The 14,907-nt window shown below is 69.8% G+C and carries 10 protein-coding genes; 7 read left to right on the top strand and 3 right to left on the bottom strand.

Annotation, left to right across the window (positions count from 1 at the left end; all coding sequences use genetic code 11):
* Window positions 1–1,635, bottom strand: coding sequence for a peptide ABC transporter substrate-binding protein (locus OHS71_RS15020; protein ID WP_328479880.1), 1,635 nt, complete (start codon window positions 1,633–1,635; stop codon window positions 1–3).
* Between the two features lie 593 nt (window positions 1,636–2,228).
* Here OHS71_RS15020 and OHS71_RS15025 point away from each other — a divergent pair.
* The 6 genes from OHS71_RS15025 (at window position 2,229) to OHS71_RS15050 (ending at window position 9,521) form a co-directional block, all read left to right on the top strand.
* Window positions 2,229–3,218, top strand: coding sequence for an ABC transporter permease (locus OHS71_RS15025; protein ID WP_328479881.1), 990 nt, complete (start codon window positions 2,229–2,231; stop codon window positions 3,216–3,218).
* Between the two features lie 86 nt (window positions 3,219–3,304).
* Window positions 3,305–5,065 (top strand): ABC transporter substrate-binding protein, encoded by a 1,761-nt coding sequence (locus OHS71_RS15030; RefSeq protein WP_328479882.1) that lies wholly within the window; start codon window positions 3,305–3,307, stop codon window positions 5,063–5,065.
* 106 nt (window positions 5,066–5,171) lie between these two features.
* Window positions 5,172–6,152, top strand: a complete 981-nt coding sequence (locus OHS71_RS15035) for an ABC transporter permease (RefSeq protein ID WP_328479883.1) — start codon at window positions 5,172–5,174, stop codon at window positions 6,150–6,152.
* A gap of 48 nt (window positions 6,153–6,200) precedes the next feature.
* Window positions 6,201–7,238 (top strand): ABC transporter ATP-binding protein, encoded by a 1,038-nt coding sequence (locus tag OHS71_RS15040; RefSeq protein ID WP_328479884.1) that lies wholly within the window; start codon window positions 6,201–6,203, stop codon window positions 7,236–7,238.
* Window positions 7,239–7,264: 26 nt separating this feature from the next.
* Window positions 7,265–8,326: an ABC transporter ATP-binding protein gene (locus OHS71_RS15045; protein WP_328479885.1), complete on the top strand. Its 1,062-nt coding sequence runs from the start codon at window positions 7,265–7,267 to the stop codon at window positions 8,324–8,326.
* 409 nt (window positions 8,327–8,735) lie between these two features.
* Entirely contained in the window at window positions 8,736–9,521 is a 786-nt protein-coding gene (locus OHS71_RS15050; protein WP_328479886.1) for an AfsR/SARP family transcriptional regulator, read from the top strand.
* 65 nt (window positions 9,522–9,586) lie between these two features.
* Here the strand turns inward: OHS71_RS15050 and OHS71_RS15055 are convergent, their stop codons facing one another.
* Both OHS71_RS15055 and OHS71_RS15060 read right to left on the bottom strand, forming a co-directional pair.
* Window positions 9,587–13,153 (bottom strand): AfsR/SARP family transcriptional regulator, encoded by a 3,567-nt coding sequence (locus tag OHS71_RS15055; protein ID WP_328479887.1) that lies wholly within the window; start codon window positions 13,151–13,153, stop codon window positions 9,587–9,589.
* Window positions 13,154–13,507: 354 nt separating this feature from the next.
* Entirely contained in the window at window positions 13,508–14,014 is a 507-nt protein-coding gene (locus OHS71_RS15060) for a DinB family protein (protein ID WP_328479888.1), read from the bottom strand.
* A 97-nt stretch (window positions 14,015–14,111) separates the two neighbouring features.
* On the opposite strand from OHS71_RS15060, the gene OHS71_RS15065 reads away from it, so the two are divergent.
* Window positions 14,112–14,852 (top strand): class I SAM-dependent methyltransferase, encoded by a 741-nt coding sequence (locus OHS71_RS15065; protein WP_328479889.1) that lies wholly within the window; start codon window positions 14,112–14,114, stop codon window positions 14,850–14,852.
* Window positions 14,853–14,907 lie beyond the last annotated feature (55 nt).

The following is a 14,907-nucleotide window of genomic DNA, read 5'->3' on the forward strand; positions in this document are numbered from 1 at the left end:
TCAGCTGACCTTGATCTCGTTGTAGACCGGGACGGAGAACGGGTTGAGCTTGACGTTCGAGAGCCGCTCCGAGAAGCCGGCGCTGCCGTTCTGGTACCAGAGCGGGATGGCGGCCATGTTGTCGCGGACGACCTCTTCGGCCTGCTGGAAGATCTGCACGGCCTTGGCGGTGTCGGTCTCGGCGTTGGCCTGGTCGACGAGCTTGTCGAAGTCCTTGTTCGACCACTTGCCGTCGTTGGAGGAGGCGTTCGTGTAGTAGAGCGGCTGGAGGAAGTTCTGGATGAGGGGGTAGTCCATCTGCCATCCGGCGCGGAAGGGGCCGCTCATCTTGCGGTCGCCGATCTGGGTGCGGAAGTCCGCGAACGTGCCGACCGGGTTGCCGACGCAGGCCTTGTCGTTGCCGAGTGCGTTGTTGATCGAGTTGCAGACCGCGTCGACCCACTGTTTGTGCGATCCGGTGTCCGCGTTGTATGTGATCTTGACCTGTCCGCCGGGCAGCCCGCCGCCCTCCTGGATGAGCTTCTTCGCGGCCGCGGGGTCGTACTCGCAGGCGTCCCCGCACAGGCCCTCCTTGAAGCCGCCCTCCTCGCCGAGCACCGGGGAGGTCCAGTCGGTGGCGGGGGTGCGGGTCTTCTGGAAGATCGTCTCGGTGATCTGCTCGCGGTCGATCGCACGGGACAGGCCGGTACGCACCTTGTCGGAACCGGTGGTGTTCCACTTCTTGTCGTAGAAGGGGAAGGCCAGGGTCTGGATGATGCCGGCGGGGGTGTTCAGATAGCGGTCGCCGAGGTCGTTCTTGACGTTCTTGAGCTGGGCCGCCGGCACGTCGTCGACGAGGTCGAGGTTGCCGGCCAGCAGGTCGGTGTAGGCGGTGTTGTTGTCGGTGTAGACCTTCAGGGTCACGCCGCCGTTCTGCGCCTTGTCGTCACCGGGGTAGCCGTCCCACTTCTTCAGGGCCATCTGGGAGCCCTTGGTGTAGGAGTCGATCGTGTACGGCCCGTTTCCGACGGGTTTCTTCAGCCAGCCCGCGTGGTCGGTGAAGAAGGCCTGGGGCAGCGGGGCGTAGGCGGGGTAGCCCAGGGTGTCGGGGAAGGTGGAGAACTTCTGCCGGAGCTTGACGGTGAAGGTCTTGTCGTCGACGACCTTGAGCCCGGAGAGGATGTCGGCGGTCTGCTTGCCGCCCTCGGCGGGGTGGGTCGCGGGGTAGCCGTCGATGTACTCGAAGAAGTAGGCGTTCTTCTGGTTGTTCTTGAGGCTCGCGCCGTAGTTCCAGGCGTCGACGAAGGATTTCGACGTCACTTTCTCGCCATTGCTGAACGTCCAGCCGTCCTTGACGGTGATGGTGAAGTTCTGGGAGTCCGTGGTCTCGATCTTCTCGGCCAGCATGTCCTCGGCCGCCCCGGTCTCCGGGTTGTACTTCTTCAGGCTCCGGAAGATCATGTCGAGGACCTTCCCGCCCTGCACCTCGTTGGTGTTGGCGGGCTCCAGCGGGTTCTGCGGGTCTCCCCAGGAGGAGCTGAGCACCGCGCCGCCGTCGCCGCTGCCGCCGCTGCTCCCCCCGCCCCCGCAGGCCGTCGCAGCGAGTGCTGCCGCCACCGCGCATGCGGCCCACTTGGCGTGCGTGGCTCCACGCATGGATGCCTCCTCATTGACCGCGCTTTACCCGAGCGCTGTGCCGTCAGCACCGAAGCACTGATCCATTACCGGCCAATATCAACGTAAAAATGCGCATACCGCACACGGGCCGCGCCCAACCGGAGGCCATCGGAGGGCTATTCGGGGGACGGCACAAGTTGCAGCGGACACCGACAGCAGCATCCTGGCGGGGGGTCGAAAAGGATCTTCTTCGCAGGCGACAATGGATCTCGGTGCAGCCTGCAACGGATCACCGGCTTCCGTTGCCGAACCGTTGGACTACGACCACGAGATGTACGCATTCCGACACCCAGGGGTCCGAATATCGAACTCCTTGCCCGTTTCGCCCAATTAGTCCGGATTCGGACACGGAACGATTACGGCGCGCTACACGCGTAGCTACGGTTCGGTCAAGCAGAGGCAAAGAAAGTAAAGAGAGGACCAAGGGAGACCAGATTTTATTGACCGTGAACGAATTGCGTTGAAAAAGTCCGGCGTAGCCCGTAGGGAGTGCCCTGCGGAGTCATCAGACCCTCCCTTGGGCCAGGAGCACCATGACCCCCCCAACTCCATCAGCGGCTGCCCCGCTTGAGGTGACCGACGAGAGCGTCGAGAAGTCGGCGGCTTCCGACGTCTCGAAGGCCAACGAGAGCCGTTCTCCCGGTCGACTGGCCTGGAAGCGATTCAAGCGCGACCGCACCGGTGTCATATCCGCCTATGTCGTGATCTTCTTCTTCGTGATCGCGATCGCTGCTCCGCTGATCGCCAAGCTGTACGGCAAGAACCCCTACACCACGTACGCGAGCCAGCGTCCGGAGCTGCTGAACGCCTTCGCGTACCCGTCCGGGCCGAACGGCGGCATGAGCCCCGAGTTCTGGTTCGGCATCGAGCCCCAGCTCGGCCGCGACGTCTTCACCTTCCTGCTCTACGGCATCCGGACCTCCCTGGGCATCGCGGTCGCGGCCACCCTGCTGACCACGATCCTCGGCGTCGTCATCGGCGTCACGGCCGGCTACCTGGGCGGCCGGACCGACTACCTCGTCGGCCGGATCATCGACATCCTGCTGTCGTTCCCGTCGACGCTGTTCTTCATCGCCTTCATGCCGGTGGTCTACGGACTGTTCGTCGCCGCCGACGAGGACGTGCCGACCTCGCTGCGCGCCACCTGCCTGATCCTCGTGCTCTCCGCCTTCGGCTGGGCCTCCATCGCCCGACTGCTGCGCGGTCAGGTGCTCGGGCTGCGCGAGCGGGAGTTCGTCGAGGCGGCCAAGGTCACGGGTGCATCACCGCGCCGCATCGTGTTCAAAGAGCTGCTGCCCAACCTGTGGACGCCGATCATCATCCAGTCCACGCTGATGCTTCCGGCCTACGTCACCGCGGAGGCGGGTCTCGCCTTCCTCGGGGTCGGCATCATCGACCCGACCCCGGACTGGGGCGTCATGATCCAGCGAGGTGCTCAGTTCTACACCGAGGACATCACGTTCATGCTCTTCCCGGGCCTGTCCATGGTGATCTTCGTCCTCGCCTTCAACCTGCTCGGCGACTCGGTGCGTGACGCACTCGACCCGAAGTCCAAGCGGTAGGCAACTCCAGCGCCATACTCCCGGCCAGGTTCAACGACGTCCGGCTGGTTCCCTCGTCCCGATTGACCTCGACAGGCAGGCTCACCATGTCTTTTTCCCGCAGAAACTTCATGATCGCCACCGGCGTGGCCGCGGCCTCGACCACGGTGCTGTCCGCCTGTAGCAGCAGCAGTTCCGGAAGTTCCTCGAAGGACGACGCTCCCAAGGTCAGCGGCTCGAAGACCACCGAGATCCCGGTCGGCACCAAGGCCGACTCCACCGGCCCGGCGCCCGAGGTCCCGGGTGCGGTCAAGGGCGGGACGATCTACTCGCTCGACCAGTTCGACATGGACCACCTGGACCCGGCGCAGATCTACGTGTCGACCGAGGGCGCCATCACCCGGCCGATCTCGCGCGGTCTGACCGGCTACAAGATCGACGAGAAGGGTGGCACCACCCTCGTCGGCGACGCCGCGACCGACCCCGGCACCATGAAGGACGGCGGCAAGACCTGGACCTTCACGCTGAAGGACGGTCTGAAGTGGGAGGACGGCACCGAGGTCACCGCGGCCGACGCCCGCCACACCTACGAGCGCCTCTTCGCCACCTTCGTCACCGAGGGTCCCCGCTACGTCCAGGACTTCCTCGAGGGCGGCGACAAGTACAAGGGTCCCTACGAGGGCAAGAGCCTCGCCTCCATCGAGGTCGACGGGAAGAACATCACCTTCCGTCTGAAGGAGCCCCGCACCGACTTCAACTACACGCTGGCGATGCCGGGTTACGGCCTGGTGGCCAAGGCCAAGGACACCAAGGAGAAGTACGACAAGCAGCCGTTCTCCTGCGGTCCTTACCGGATCGAGAGCCGCAGCATCGGCAAGTCGATGACCTACGTGCGCAACGAGCACTGGGACCCGAAGACCGACTCGATCCGTAACGCCTACCCGGACAAGTTCGTCTTCCAGTTCGGCTTCGAGCTGCTCGCCTCGACGGACCGCTACATCGCGGACTCGGGCAACGACAAGTACGCGATGTCGATCTTCAACGAGGTCGCGCCGGAGCGCATCGCCCAGGTGCTCACCAACGCCACGCTGAAGAAGCGCGTCCTCACCCAGGTCGACACGGTCACCTACTACTGGCCGATCAACATGACCCGGATCAAGGACCTCAAGGTCCGTCAGGCCATCAACTACGCCTGGCCGCACCAGCAGCTCCAGACCATCCGCGGCGGCGCCTCCACCAGCGAGCTGGCCACCACCATCCTCAGCCCGGTCACCCCCGGCTACACCAAGTTCGACCTCTACGGCGTGGACAAGAAGCCGGGCGGCGACGCCGCCAAGGCCAAGGCCCTGCTGAAGGAGGCCGGCAAGGTCGGCCAGAAGCTGGTCATCGCCTACCAGCAGTCCGACAACGCGGTGAAGAGCGCCGTGGCCATCAAGAACGCGCTGGAAGAGGCCGGCTTCACGGTCGTCAACAAGCAGGTCGACAAGTCGACCTTCTACACCCAGATCGGCAAGATCGACAACGACTTCGACCTGTTCGCCGCCGGCTGGAGCCCGGACTGGCCGGGCGGCTACTCCGTCTTCTACCCCTGCTGGAGCGGCAAGAACATCGGCGACGGCCGCAGCAACTACGCGCAGCTGAACGACCCGACCATCAACAAGGCGATCGACGCCGCCGCCAAGGTCGCGGACGTCAAGGAGGCCAACAAGGCCTGGGGCAACATCGACCGCATGATCATGGAGCAGGCTGCCGTGGTGCCCGACTACCACTCCATCCGCAACTGGATGCACGGTTCCAAGGTCGGCAACGTCGTGTACGACGGCGGCAACACCTGCATCGCGCTCTGCAAGCTCTACGTGATGAAGTAATCGCGGCACCACCCGTCCCAGGGGCGGCCATCTCGATGGCCGCCCCTGCGGCCCACCCCCCTCTCTGCCTCCCGGCGACGGCGCCCCGTCCGGAAAGTCACGCCTCATGCTCCGCTTCCTTGTCCGCCGAGTCATCGGCGCGCTGGTCATCCTCCTGATCATCAGCGCCGTCACCTTCTGGCTCTTCTACGCCGTGCCGCGTGACCCCGCCATGATGTCCTGCGGCAAGAACTGCACGCCCGACGTGCTCGCGCAGATCCGGCACAACCTGGGCATCGACAAGCCGATCCCGGTCCAGTACTGGCTGTGGCTCGTGGGCGTCTTCGCGGGACGCGACTACCCCGGCTACGACTACTGCAACGCGCCCTGCCTCGGCTACTCGTTCGCCAACCGCGAGCCGGTCTTCGGCACGATCATGGACCGGCTGCCGACGACCCTGTCGCTCGCCTTCGGCGCGGCCATCGTCTTCCTCGTCCTCGGCATCGGCGCGGGCATGATCGCGGCCCTCAAGCAGGGCAAGTTCCTGGACAAGTTCGCCAGCTCGGCCTCGCTGCTCGGCTCCTCGCTGCAGATCTACTTCGTCGGCTACATCGCGATGTTCTTCTTCGTCGCGAAGCTGGGCGTGCTCGACCAGCCGTCCTACACGCCGATCACCGACGACCCGATCGCCTGGTTCTCCGGACTGCTGCTCCCCTGGCTGGTCCTGGCGATCATCTTCACCGCGAACTACACCCGCATGACCCGCTCCCAGCTCGTGGAGCAACTCAGCGAGGACTACGTCCGTACGGCCCGCGCCAAGGGCCTGTCCCGGGCGAACGTGTTCTTCCGGTTCGCCTGGCGGGGCGCGATGGGCCCGATCGTCACGGTGTTCGGCATCGACCTGGGCACGCTCATCGGCGGTGCGATCATCACCGAGTCGACCTTCAGTCTCCAGGGCATCGGCCGGCTCGCGGTCAAGTCCGTGGACCAGAGCGACCTGCCCATGCTGCTGGGCGTGACTGTCCTGGCCGCCGGTGCGATCGTGTTCTTCAACATCGTCGTCGATGCCGTCTACGCTCTCATCGACCCGCGGATCCGGCTCGCCTGACCTCCGCCAAGCCCCCTACCTCTCGCATCACCCCCCAGGAGCGTCCCCGTGACGAGCACCGATCAGCAGCCCTTCCTCTCCGTCAGGGACCTGAAAGTCCATTTCTCCACCGAGGACGGCATCGTCAAGGCCGTCGACGGGCTCTCCTTCGATGTGCAGAAGGGCAAGACGCTCGGCATCGTCGGCGAGTCGGGCTCCGGCAAGTCGGTCACCAACCTGGCCATCCTGGGTCTGCACGACCGCGACCGCACGGCGATCGAGGGCGAGATCCTGCTGGACGACAAGGAGCTGCTGACCGCCTCCGAAAAGGAGCTGGAGCGGCTGCGCGGCAACAAGATGTCGATGATCTTCCAGGACGCGCTGGCCTCGCTGTCGCCGTACCACACGGTCGGACGGCAGATCGCCGAGACGTACCGCAAGCACACCGGCTCCTCCAAGAGCCAGTCGCGGGCCCGGGCGATCGAGATGCTGAAGCGGGTCGGGATCCCGCAGCCTGAGGTCCGGGTGGACGACTACCCGCACCAGTTCTCCGGCGGTATGCGCCAGCGCGCGATGATCGCGATGGCGCTGGTCTGCGACCCGGAGCTGCTGATCGCCGACGAGCCGACCACCGCTCTCGACGTCACCGTCCAGGCGCAGATCATGGACCTGCTCAAGGACCTCCAGCGGGAGTTCGGCACCGCGATCATCTTCATCACGCACGACCTGGGGGTCATCGCCGACATCGCCGACGACGTCCTGGTGATGTACGGCGGCCGGTGCGTGGAGCGGGGGACCAAGAAGGAGGTGCTGCGCAGCCCGCAGCACCCTTACACGCTGGGCCTGCTGAGCTCGATGCCGAGCCTGGACCACCCGGTGGACGTCCCGCTCAACCCGATCCCCGGTTCGCCGCCCTCGCTGCTGAACCCGCCGACGGGATGCCGCTTCCACCCCCGCTGCACCTTCGCCGAGAAGGTCGAGGGGGGCCTGTGCTCCACGGAGCAGCCGCCGCTGAAGATCGCCGACGGCCGGGGTTCCGCCTGCCACCTGACCGCCGACCAGCGGGCCGAGTATTTCTCCGACCTCGCCGGCAGCGCGGCGAACTGACGTACAGAAGACGGGATTTCACCACCATGAGCGACACCACCCCCCTCCTGGACGTCTCCGGGCTCACCAAGCACTTCCCGATCAAGGGCGGCTTCCCGATCCGGCGTACGGTCGGTGCCGTGCAGGCCGTCGACGGGCTGGACTTCCAGGTCCTCGAGGGCGAGAGCCTGGGCCTGGTCGGCGAGTCCGGCTGCGGCAAGTCGACGACGGGCCGGCTGATCACGCGGCTTCTCGAGCCGACGGGCGGCAGGATCTCCTATCGCGGCGAGGACATCACGCACGCGGGCCGCAAGCAGCTGGCGCCGATCCGCTCCGAGATTCAGATGATCTTCCAGGACCCGTACGCGTCGCTGAACCCGCGCCAGACGGTCGGCAAGATCATCTCCGGTCCGATGGAGATCAACGACATCCACCCGGCGGGCGGCCGCGAGGCCCGCGTGCGCGAGCTGCTGGAGATCGTGGGTCTCAACCCCGAGCACTACAACCGCTTCCCGCACGAGTTCTCCGGCGGTCAGCGCCAGCGCATCGGGGTCGCCCGCGCGCTGGCCCTGCAACCGAAGCTGATCGTGGCCGACGAGCCGGTCTCCGCGCTCGACGTGTCCATCCAGGCCCAGGTCGTCAACCTGCTCCAGAAGGTCCAGCAGGACCTGGGCATCGCGTTCGTCTTCATCGCCCACGACCTGGCCGTCGTACGGCACTTCTCGCAGCGGGTGGCGGTCATGTACCTCGGCCGCATCGTCGAGATCGCCGACCGCGACGACCTGTACGGCAACCCGCGCCACCCCTACACCCGGGCGCTGCTGTCCGCGGTGCCCGAGGCCACGGTGCAGGACGAGGGAGTCCCGGGCCGTGAGCGCATCCGCCTCGTCGGCGACGTGCCCTCGCCCATCAACCCGCCCTCCGGCTGCCGCTTCCGCACCCGCTGCTGGAAGGCGACGGAGAAGTGCGCGACGGAGGCGCCGCCGCTGGTGCAGGTCGAGGGCAACAAGCCCGGCCACCTGACGGCGTGCCACTACCCCGAGACGGCGGATGTCGTGGCCACCGTGCCGGCTCCCCGTCTCGCCAAGGACCCCGAGGCGGCGGCCTGACACACCCCTTTTCGTCAGCCGCCCCCTTCCGGAGCGGACTTTCTCGGCCCATTGACCCGAGCCCATGAACGTCCGGTCCAGGGGACGAAGGCCCGCGCTCACCCGGCGCGGGCCTTCACCGTTCCCGGCCCAGGGGGCCTGGGGGCCCGCAGGGCCTCCAGGGGCGCGGGGAACTGCGCGATCAGCACGACGCACCCGCACCTGAAACACAGACCGGAACCACCCCCCAGGGGCGCGGGGAACTGCGCGACCAGCCACGACGCACCCGCACCCGCCGACGCACCGCACCCCGCCCGCACAACCCGCCGCGTCCCCGCCCGGCCGGCGGCAGCCGTGCAGCATCCATGCGCCAGCCGAACACCCCGCGTGCACAGTGGTGACTCGAGTGGTTCGAGGCACGGGGGAGCACATGGAGATTCAGCTGCTGGGATGTGTCGAGGCGCGCGCCCGCTCCGGCGACAAGCTGCCGCTTCCGCACGGCACCAAGCTGCTGCTGGCGGCGCTGGCCTGGACCCCCGGCGCCTTCGTGGCCGACGAGACGCTGATCGAGCGGGTGTGGCAGGAGCGCCGGCCCCAGCATCCGCGGGACGCCCTGTACATCCAGGCCACCCGGCTGCGAAAGGCGCTGCGGGCCGATGGACAGCGGACCGACGGATTCGAACTGGTCCGCAAGCGGGGCGGCTACGTCCTCGCGATCGACGAGCGCTGCGTCGACACCGCGCGGTTCCGTGCCCTGGTCCGGCAGGCGCAGCACGACGCCCGCGCCGGGGACACCGAAGCGGCCCTCGACCTCTACGGGCGGGCCCTGGAGCTGTGGCGGGGCGAGCCGCTGTCCGACGTACGCACCGCCTGGGCCGAGACGGCGAGGGTGACGCTGCGGCGTGAGCACCGCGAGGCGCTGATCGGCAGCACCGAGCTGTACCTGCGGGCGGGGCGGCACGAGGAGTGCCTGCCTCAGCTGCACTGGCTGGCCGAGATGCACCCCTTCGACGAGAAGGTCACGGCCCTGCTGATGCTCGCCCTGCACCGCGGGGGACGGCAGGCGGACGCACTGCACTGCTTCCAGGCGCTGCGCCTGCGGATGGTCGACCTGCTGGGCTGCGAACCCGGGCCGGACCTGCGGTCGCTGCACGCACGCGTGCTGGCCCGCGACCCCCGGCTGCGGATCGGCAGCGCGTACGCCACGTCCGTCTGAGCGACGCCGGCCGGAGTGCCGGGGCCGTTGTTCCGACCGGCCGGCGGTGCAGCCGGCAGAGCGGTTCAGCCGGTCGGGCCGTCGAAGTGTTCGGTCAGGTACAGGGTGAGGCGGGACTCCGCGTCCGGAGGGAGCTCACGATGACGATGCCGGGGCAGCGGACGGTGCGGAACGGACGTGCCGGGAGGGGGCTGGATGCCCAGCGTCCCGAACAGCGTGGCCGCCTGCGTCCTGCTCTCCCGCGCCGACACGGTGTCACCGTGGGCCTCGTGGGCGCGGACCAGGGCCCCCACGGCACGGGCGTGCAGAAGTCGCTGGCCGGAGGCCCGGGCCAGGGCGGCCGCCCTGGTGGCCGCAGCGCGGGCCCGGGTGCGGGGCTCGTCGGTCCGGGCGTCCGCCGAGGCCTCGGCGCCGAGGCCGAGACCGGGCTCGGCACGGCTGTGCGGCCGGGTGCCGGTGCCCGGCCCGGTGTCCCCACCGGTGTCCGGCGTGGCGTCGGCGCCGGGCTCGGGGCCGGTGGCGGCAACGGTGTCCGGAGTGCCGGCGGTGCCCGCGTCGGTGGGGGTGTCGTCGTCGGTGACGGTTTCGGGCCCGGGTCGGGGCTCGGGCTCGGTGTCCAGGAGCGTGAGGGCGGTGGTGAGGTGGACGCGGGGGAGGTTGAGCGGGGTGCCGTCGGCCGCGAGCCGTTCGGCGCGCTCCAGGTGGCCCAGGGCGTCGGCCGGACGGCCCTGGGCGCGGGCGAGATCGGCGCGGGCCAGCAGGACCTCCACGAGACCCGCCCGGTGACCGGTGCGCTCGGCGATCTCGAAGGCGGCGTCCAGGTGTGCGGCCGTCTCCTCGGCGCGGCCCGCGCGCAGCTTCACCGAGGCGACCCCGACCAGGCTGTCGACCTGGCAGTTGCGGTTCTCCACCCGCCGGGAGACGGCGAGGGCGTCCTCGTACGCGAGGAGCGCGCGGTCGTCCTGGCCCGCGTCGGCGCGGACCCGGCCCAGCGCCTCCAGGGCCACGGCCTCCGTGTAGGTGGACCCGGAGTCGCGGGAGACCAGGAAGCAGGTGCGCAGCGCGGCCGTGGCCTCGTCGAACCGGGCCTGCTTCTGCCGGACCAGGGCGAGGTTGACGAGGGCCATCGCACGGTTGTGGTGGATCGTTTCGCCGATCAGGTCGAGGGCCGCGCACGCCGCCTCCTCGGCCGCGTCCAGGCGGCCCAGGGCGAGGTTCAGCGACGCCGTGTTGATCAGCATGATCTCCACGTTCTTGACGTTGTCCAGGGTCCGGTAGAGCGCGAGGGCACGGTCGTAGCAGGGCAGGGCGCGCCGCAGTTCGCCCAGGAGCTTGAGGGTGACGCCCTTGCCCTGGAGGCTGCCGGCCTCGCCGTAGGTCCAGCCGGCCCGGCGCGCCAGTTCCTCCGCCTCCTCGTACTCCGCCAGGGCGCCCCGCAGGTCGCCGTTGCGCCAGCGGGCGCTGCCCAGGGAGAGGCACATGGAGGCCTGGCCGACGTCGTCCCCGCCGCGGGCGGCCACCTCCCGGGCGAGGGTGGCGAGCCGCATCCAGTCGGAGAGCGGACGGCGGTGGTGGAAGAGGTCCTGGAGCGCGTCCACCAGCCACCACACGTACGGCGCCGGACCGTGCTCGGCGGCGTGTCCGATCGCGGCCGCGATGTCGTCCCACTCGCCGTCGAACCAGGCGTAGGCCTCCTCGGTCCCGGCGAACGTCCTGGGCAGGGAGCCCTCGACGGCGGCGGGGCGGGTGCGCATCACGTACAGGCCGGCCGTGGCGGCCGCGTTGACGACGCTCTGGAGGTAGTGGTCGAGGACGCGGGTGACGGCGGCGGCCCGCTCCTCGGGGGCGTCCTCGGCGGCCGTCCGGTCGCGGGCGTACTCGTGCACGAGGTCGTGCCAGGCCGGGCGGCCGTGCTCGACGTCGCGCAGCAGATGGACCCGCTGGGCCAGCCGCAGCAGGTCGGCCAGGCGACGTTCGCCGGTCCCGGCGGCAGCGGCGGCAGCCGGGACCGACCGGCCGGTGCCCGGCAGGACGCCCAGCGAGCGGAAGGCCCGCCGCGCCTCGTCCGGCAGCACCCCGTACGACAGGTCGAGGGCGGCCCGTACGGCGACGGACTCCTCGCCCTCGACGTGCAGCCGGGCCAGACGCCCCCGGTCCGCGAGGTCACGGACGTAAGCCCGGATACTGCCTGGCCGGTCGCCGATCCAGGAGCCCGCGACGCACAGGGCGAGCGGCAGACGGTCGCAGAGTTCGACGAGGCGTGCCGCGGCCTGCGGATCGGCGGCGACGGCCTCCGCGCCGACGGCGCCGCTGATCAGTTCCAGTGCCGCGGCGCTGTCGAGGACGTCGCAGGTCACCCGGTAGGCCCCGTCCAGGGTGACCAGGCCGCTCAGCTTGTCCCGGCTCGTCACCAGCGTCAGCGAGCCGGCCGAGGCGGGCAGCAACCGCCGTACGGACGACGCGTCGGCCACGTCGTCGAGGACGACGAGCACCCGGCGGTCCACCAGCAGCGTCCGGTACAGCGCGGTCTGCGCCTCGGCGCCCAGCGGGATGTCGCGCGGGGCGCAGCCCAGTCCCTGGAGGAGCAGCGGCAGGGCCTCACCGGGGGTCATCGGCTCGGCGTTGTCGAAGCCCCGCATGTCCAGGAAGAGCTGGCCGTCGGGGAAGCGGTCGGCCACCCGGTGGGCCCAGTTCAGCGCTAGGGCGCTCTTGCCGACGCCCGCCGGCCCCACGATCAGGGCTAGCGGTTCGCCGTTGCGCAGACAGGAGTCGAGGCGGTCCAGTTCGCTTTCCCGGCCCACGAAACGGCGTGGTGTGGGCGGTAGTTGGCGCGGCACGGGGCGCTCGGGCACGGGTGCGGGCGCCGGCCGCTCGGGCGGGGCGCCGCCCCCTCCCAGCAGCCGCCGGTGCAGATCCCTCAGGTCGGCCGAGGGCTCCATGCCGAGTTCGTCCACCATGCGCCGGCGCAGCGCGGTGTACAGCTCCAGGCCCTCGGCGCTGCGGCCGTCCCGGTGCAGGGCGCGCATCAGCAGGCCGTGCGGGCGTTCGCGCAGCGGGTGGGCGGCGGTCAGCCGGAGCAGTTCGGCGATGGCCTCCCGGTGCCGGCCGGTCTCGATCCCCGCCTCGGCCACACCCTCCCGGGCCACGAGGTGCAGTTCGGCCAGGCGTTGGCGCTCGGCCTCACGCGTCGCGACGTCCGACAGGTCGGACAGCGGCTCGTCCCGCCACAGCGCGAGGGCCTGTTCGCCACAGCGCCGGGCCGTGCGCCACTCGCCGTCGGCGGCGGCCCGCGAGGCGTCCCTGATGAGGTTCTCGAAGGCCAGCAGGTCGAGTTCGTCGGGTCCGGCGTGCATGACGTAGCCGGGCCGCCGGGTGGTCAGCAGTTCCGTCCCCGCCGGGCCGAGCGCGCGCCGCACCTCCGCGACCAGGGCCCGCACCCGTGCCGCGCCGGCGCCGGGCGGCCGGTCGTCCCACAGGCACTGGATCAGCCGTTCGACGGAGACGACCTGGTTGGCGTGCAGCAGGAGCACGGCACACAGCGCGCGTTGCCGGCCGGTGAGTGCGACGGCCCGTCCGTCGATCTCGACGTCCAGCGGTCCGAGCAGGCGGAACCGGGGCCGTGGGGTGAGCATTCACAGAACGTAGTCCAGGGGCGACGGCCGGGCAACGCCGACCTTCACGAACGGGAACGGCCCCGCGCCCGGACGTCGGTATCCGGCCAATCGCGTCGAGCGCACGGAGGGCGACGCGGCCGCGGCCGGCAGCGGCCCGGGTGCGGACGTCCGCGCCGGTCCGGCTCCGGCTCCGCAGCCGGAGCGGGGCGGGCGCGCCGCAAGTCCCCCGTCGGTCGCCCGCCCCGCATCCGAAGTCTCGCCGTGCCGCCTTTCCGGGCCCTTTCGGCGATCTTTCATCGGTCTTTCAACCGTCCCGACCGGCGCAAACTCGCCCCAGGCGACGGGGCCGTCGGCCGCAGCCGGGGAACGCGGTCAGACGCCGGTGCGACCGTCGATCAGTTCGCGGAGGACGTCCAGGTGGCCGTTGTGCCGGGCCGTCTCCTCGATCAGGTGGAGGAGGATCCAGCGCAGGTCGACATGACGGCCGCCGCTCGACGCTCGCTGCGCCCTGGTGCCGAGGTCCTGCCCGGCGACCAACTCGCGGTGCCGCCGCGCGTGTTCGGCGTACTCGTCGAGCACCTGCGCCAGCGGGAGGTCGACGGCGATGCGCATCTCACGGTCGGGGTCCTCGTCGGTCCACGGTCCCTCGTCCTCCTCTCCGAGGAACACGACCCGGAACCAGTAGTACTCGACCCAGCGCAGATGGTTGACCAGACCGCTGGGGGTCATCAGCGGCGAACCCGGCAGCGGCGCCTTGCGGGCGTCCGCGTCCGAGAGGCCCTCGCACTTGGCGCGGGCGGTGTCGCGGGCGTAGTCGAGGAAGGTGGTGAGCTGCGTGCGCTCGTCCCACGCGGGGGGCATGTCGTCAGTTCTCGTCATCGCGGGGAAGCATGTCCGGCCGTCGGCAGGCTTGTCGAGGGAATTGAGAAGTTCTGGATCTTGTCCTGGGCCGCACCCGGTGTGGCAGACTGCCGCGGTGGTCGATCATTCGTTCGCGGATCTGACACTCGCCGCGCTGTACGACAGCATCAATCCGTGGGGGCCGGACGACGACTTCTATCTAAGCCTGGTGCGTTCCGCCGACGCGGTGCTCGACGTCGGCTGCGGCACGGGACGGCTTCTCGCACGGGCGGCGGCGGACGGACACCCGGGACGGCTGACGGGCCTCGACCCCGCGGCCGCGATGCTGGTCCAGGCCCGGCGCCGGGCGCCCGGCGTGGAATGGCTGCTGGGAGATCTCCACGCCCGTCTGTGGCAGGGCGACTTCGACCTCGTCGTCATGACGGGCCACGCCTTTCAGGTGCTTCTCGGCGACGAGGAACTGCGCACCGCTCTACGGGCCGTGCGGTCCGCCCTGGGCGACGGTGGGCGGTTCGTGTTCGAGACCCGCAACCCGGCCGCGCGGGCCTGGGAGCGCTGGACGCCTGACCGTGTCCGCGAGGTCACCGACGCCGACGGCCGGGCCGTACGCGTCTGGCACGAGGTCGAGGGCGAACCGTCCGGCGACCGGGTCACGTTCACCGAGACCTTCGCCTGCCCGGACTGGCCCCGCCCCCACACCAGCCGCGCCACCCTCCGCTTCCTCACCGCGGGGCGCCTGACCGGATTCCTGACGGAGGCGGGGCTGCGGGTCGAGGAGCGGTACGGCGACTGGGACCGCAGCCCCCTGACCTCCACGAGCCCGGAAATCATCACGGTGGCAACCCCGGTCGGATGACACCGACCAGCACTTCACCGCCCCGGCCCCCGGGTCCCCGACAAGCAGCCCTCCG

Source organism: Streptomyces sp. NBC_00377 (assembly GCF_036075115.1).
Classification (GTDB): domain Bacteria; phylum Actinomycetota; class Actinomycetes; order Streptomycetales; family Streptomycetaceae; genus Streptomyces.

Excerpts from the sequence above, each read along its gene's own strand:
- OHS71_RS15030 (WP_328479882.1), top strand. The coding sequence starts at position 3,305 with ATGTCTTTTTCCCGCAGAAACTTCATGATCGCCACCGGCGTGGCCGCG.
- OHS71_RS15060 (WP_328479888.1), bottom strand. The coding sequence starts at position 14,014 with ATGACGAGAACTGACGACATGCCCCCCGCGTGGGACGAGCGCACGCAG.
- OHS71_RS15020 (WP_328479880.1), bottom strand. The coding sequence starts at position 1,635 with ATGCGTGGAGCCACGCACGCCAAGTGGGCCGCATGCGCGGTGGCGGCA.
- OHS71_RS15050 (WP_328479886.1), top strand. The coding sequence starts at position 8,736 with ATGGAGATTCAGCTGCTGGGATGTGTCGAGGCGCGCGCCCGCTCCGGC.
- OHS71_RS15035 (WP_328479883.1), top strand. The coding sequence starts at position 5,172 with ATGCTCCGCTTCCTTGTCCGCCGAGTCATCGGCGCGCTGGTCATCCTC.
- OHS71_RS15055 (WP_328479887.1), bottom strand. The coding sequence starts at position 13,153 with ATGCTCACCCCACGGCCCCGGTTCCGCCTGCTCGGACCGCTGGACGTC.
- OHS71_RS15045 (WP_328479885.1), top strand. The coding sequence starts at position 7,265 with ATGAGCGACACCACCCCCCTCCTGGACGTCTCCGGGCTCACCAAGCAC.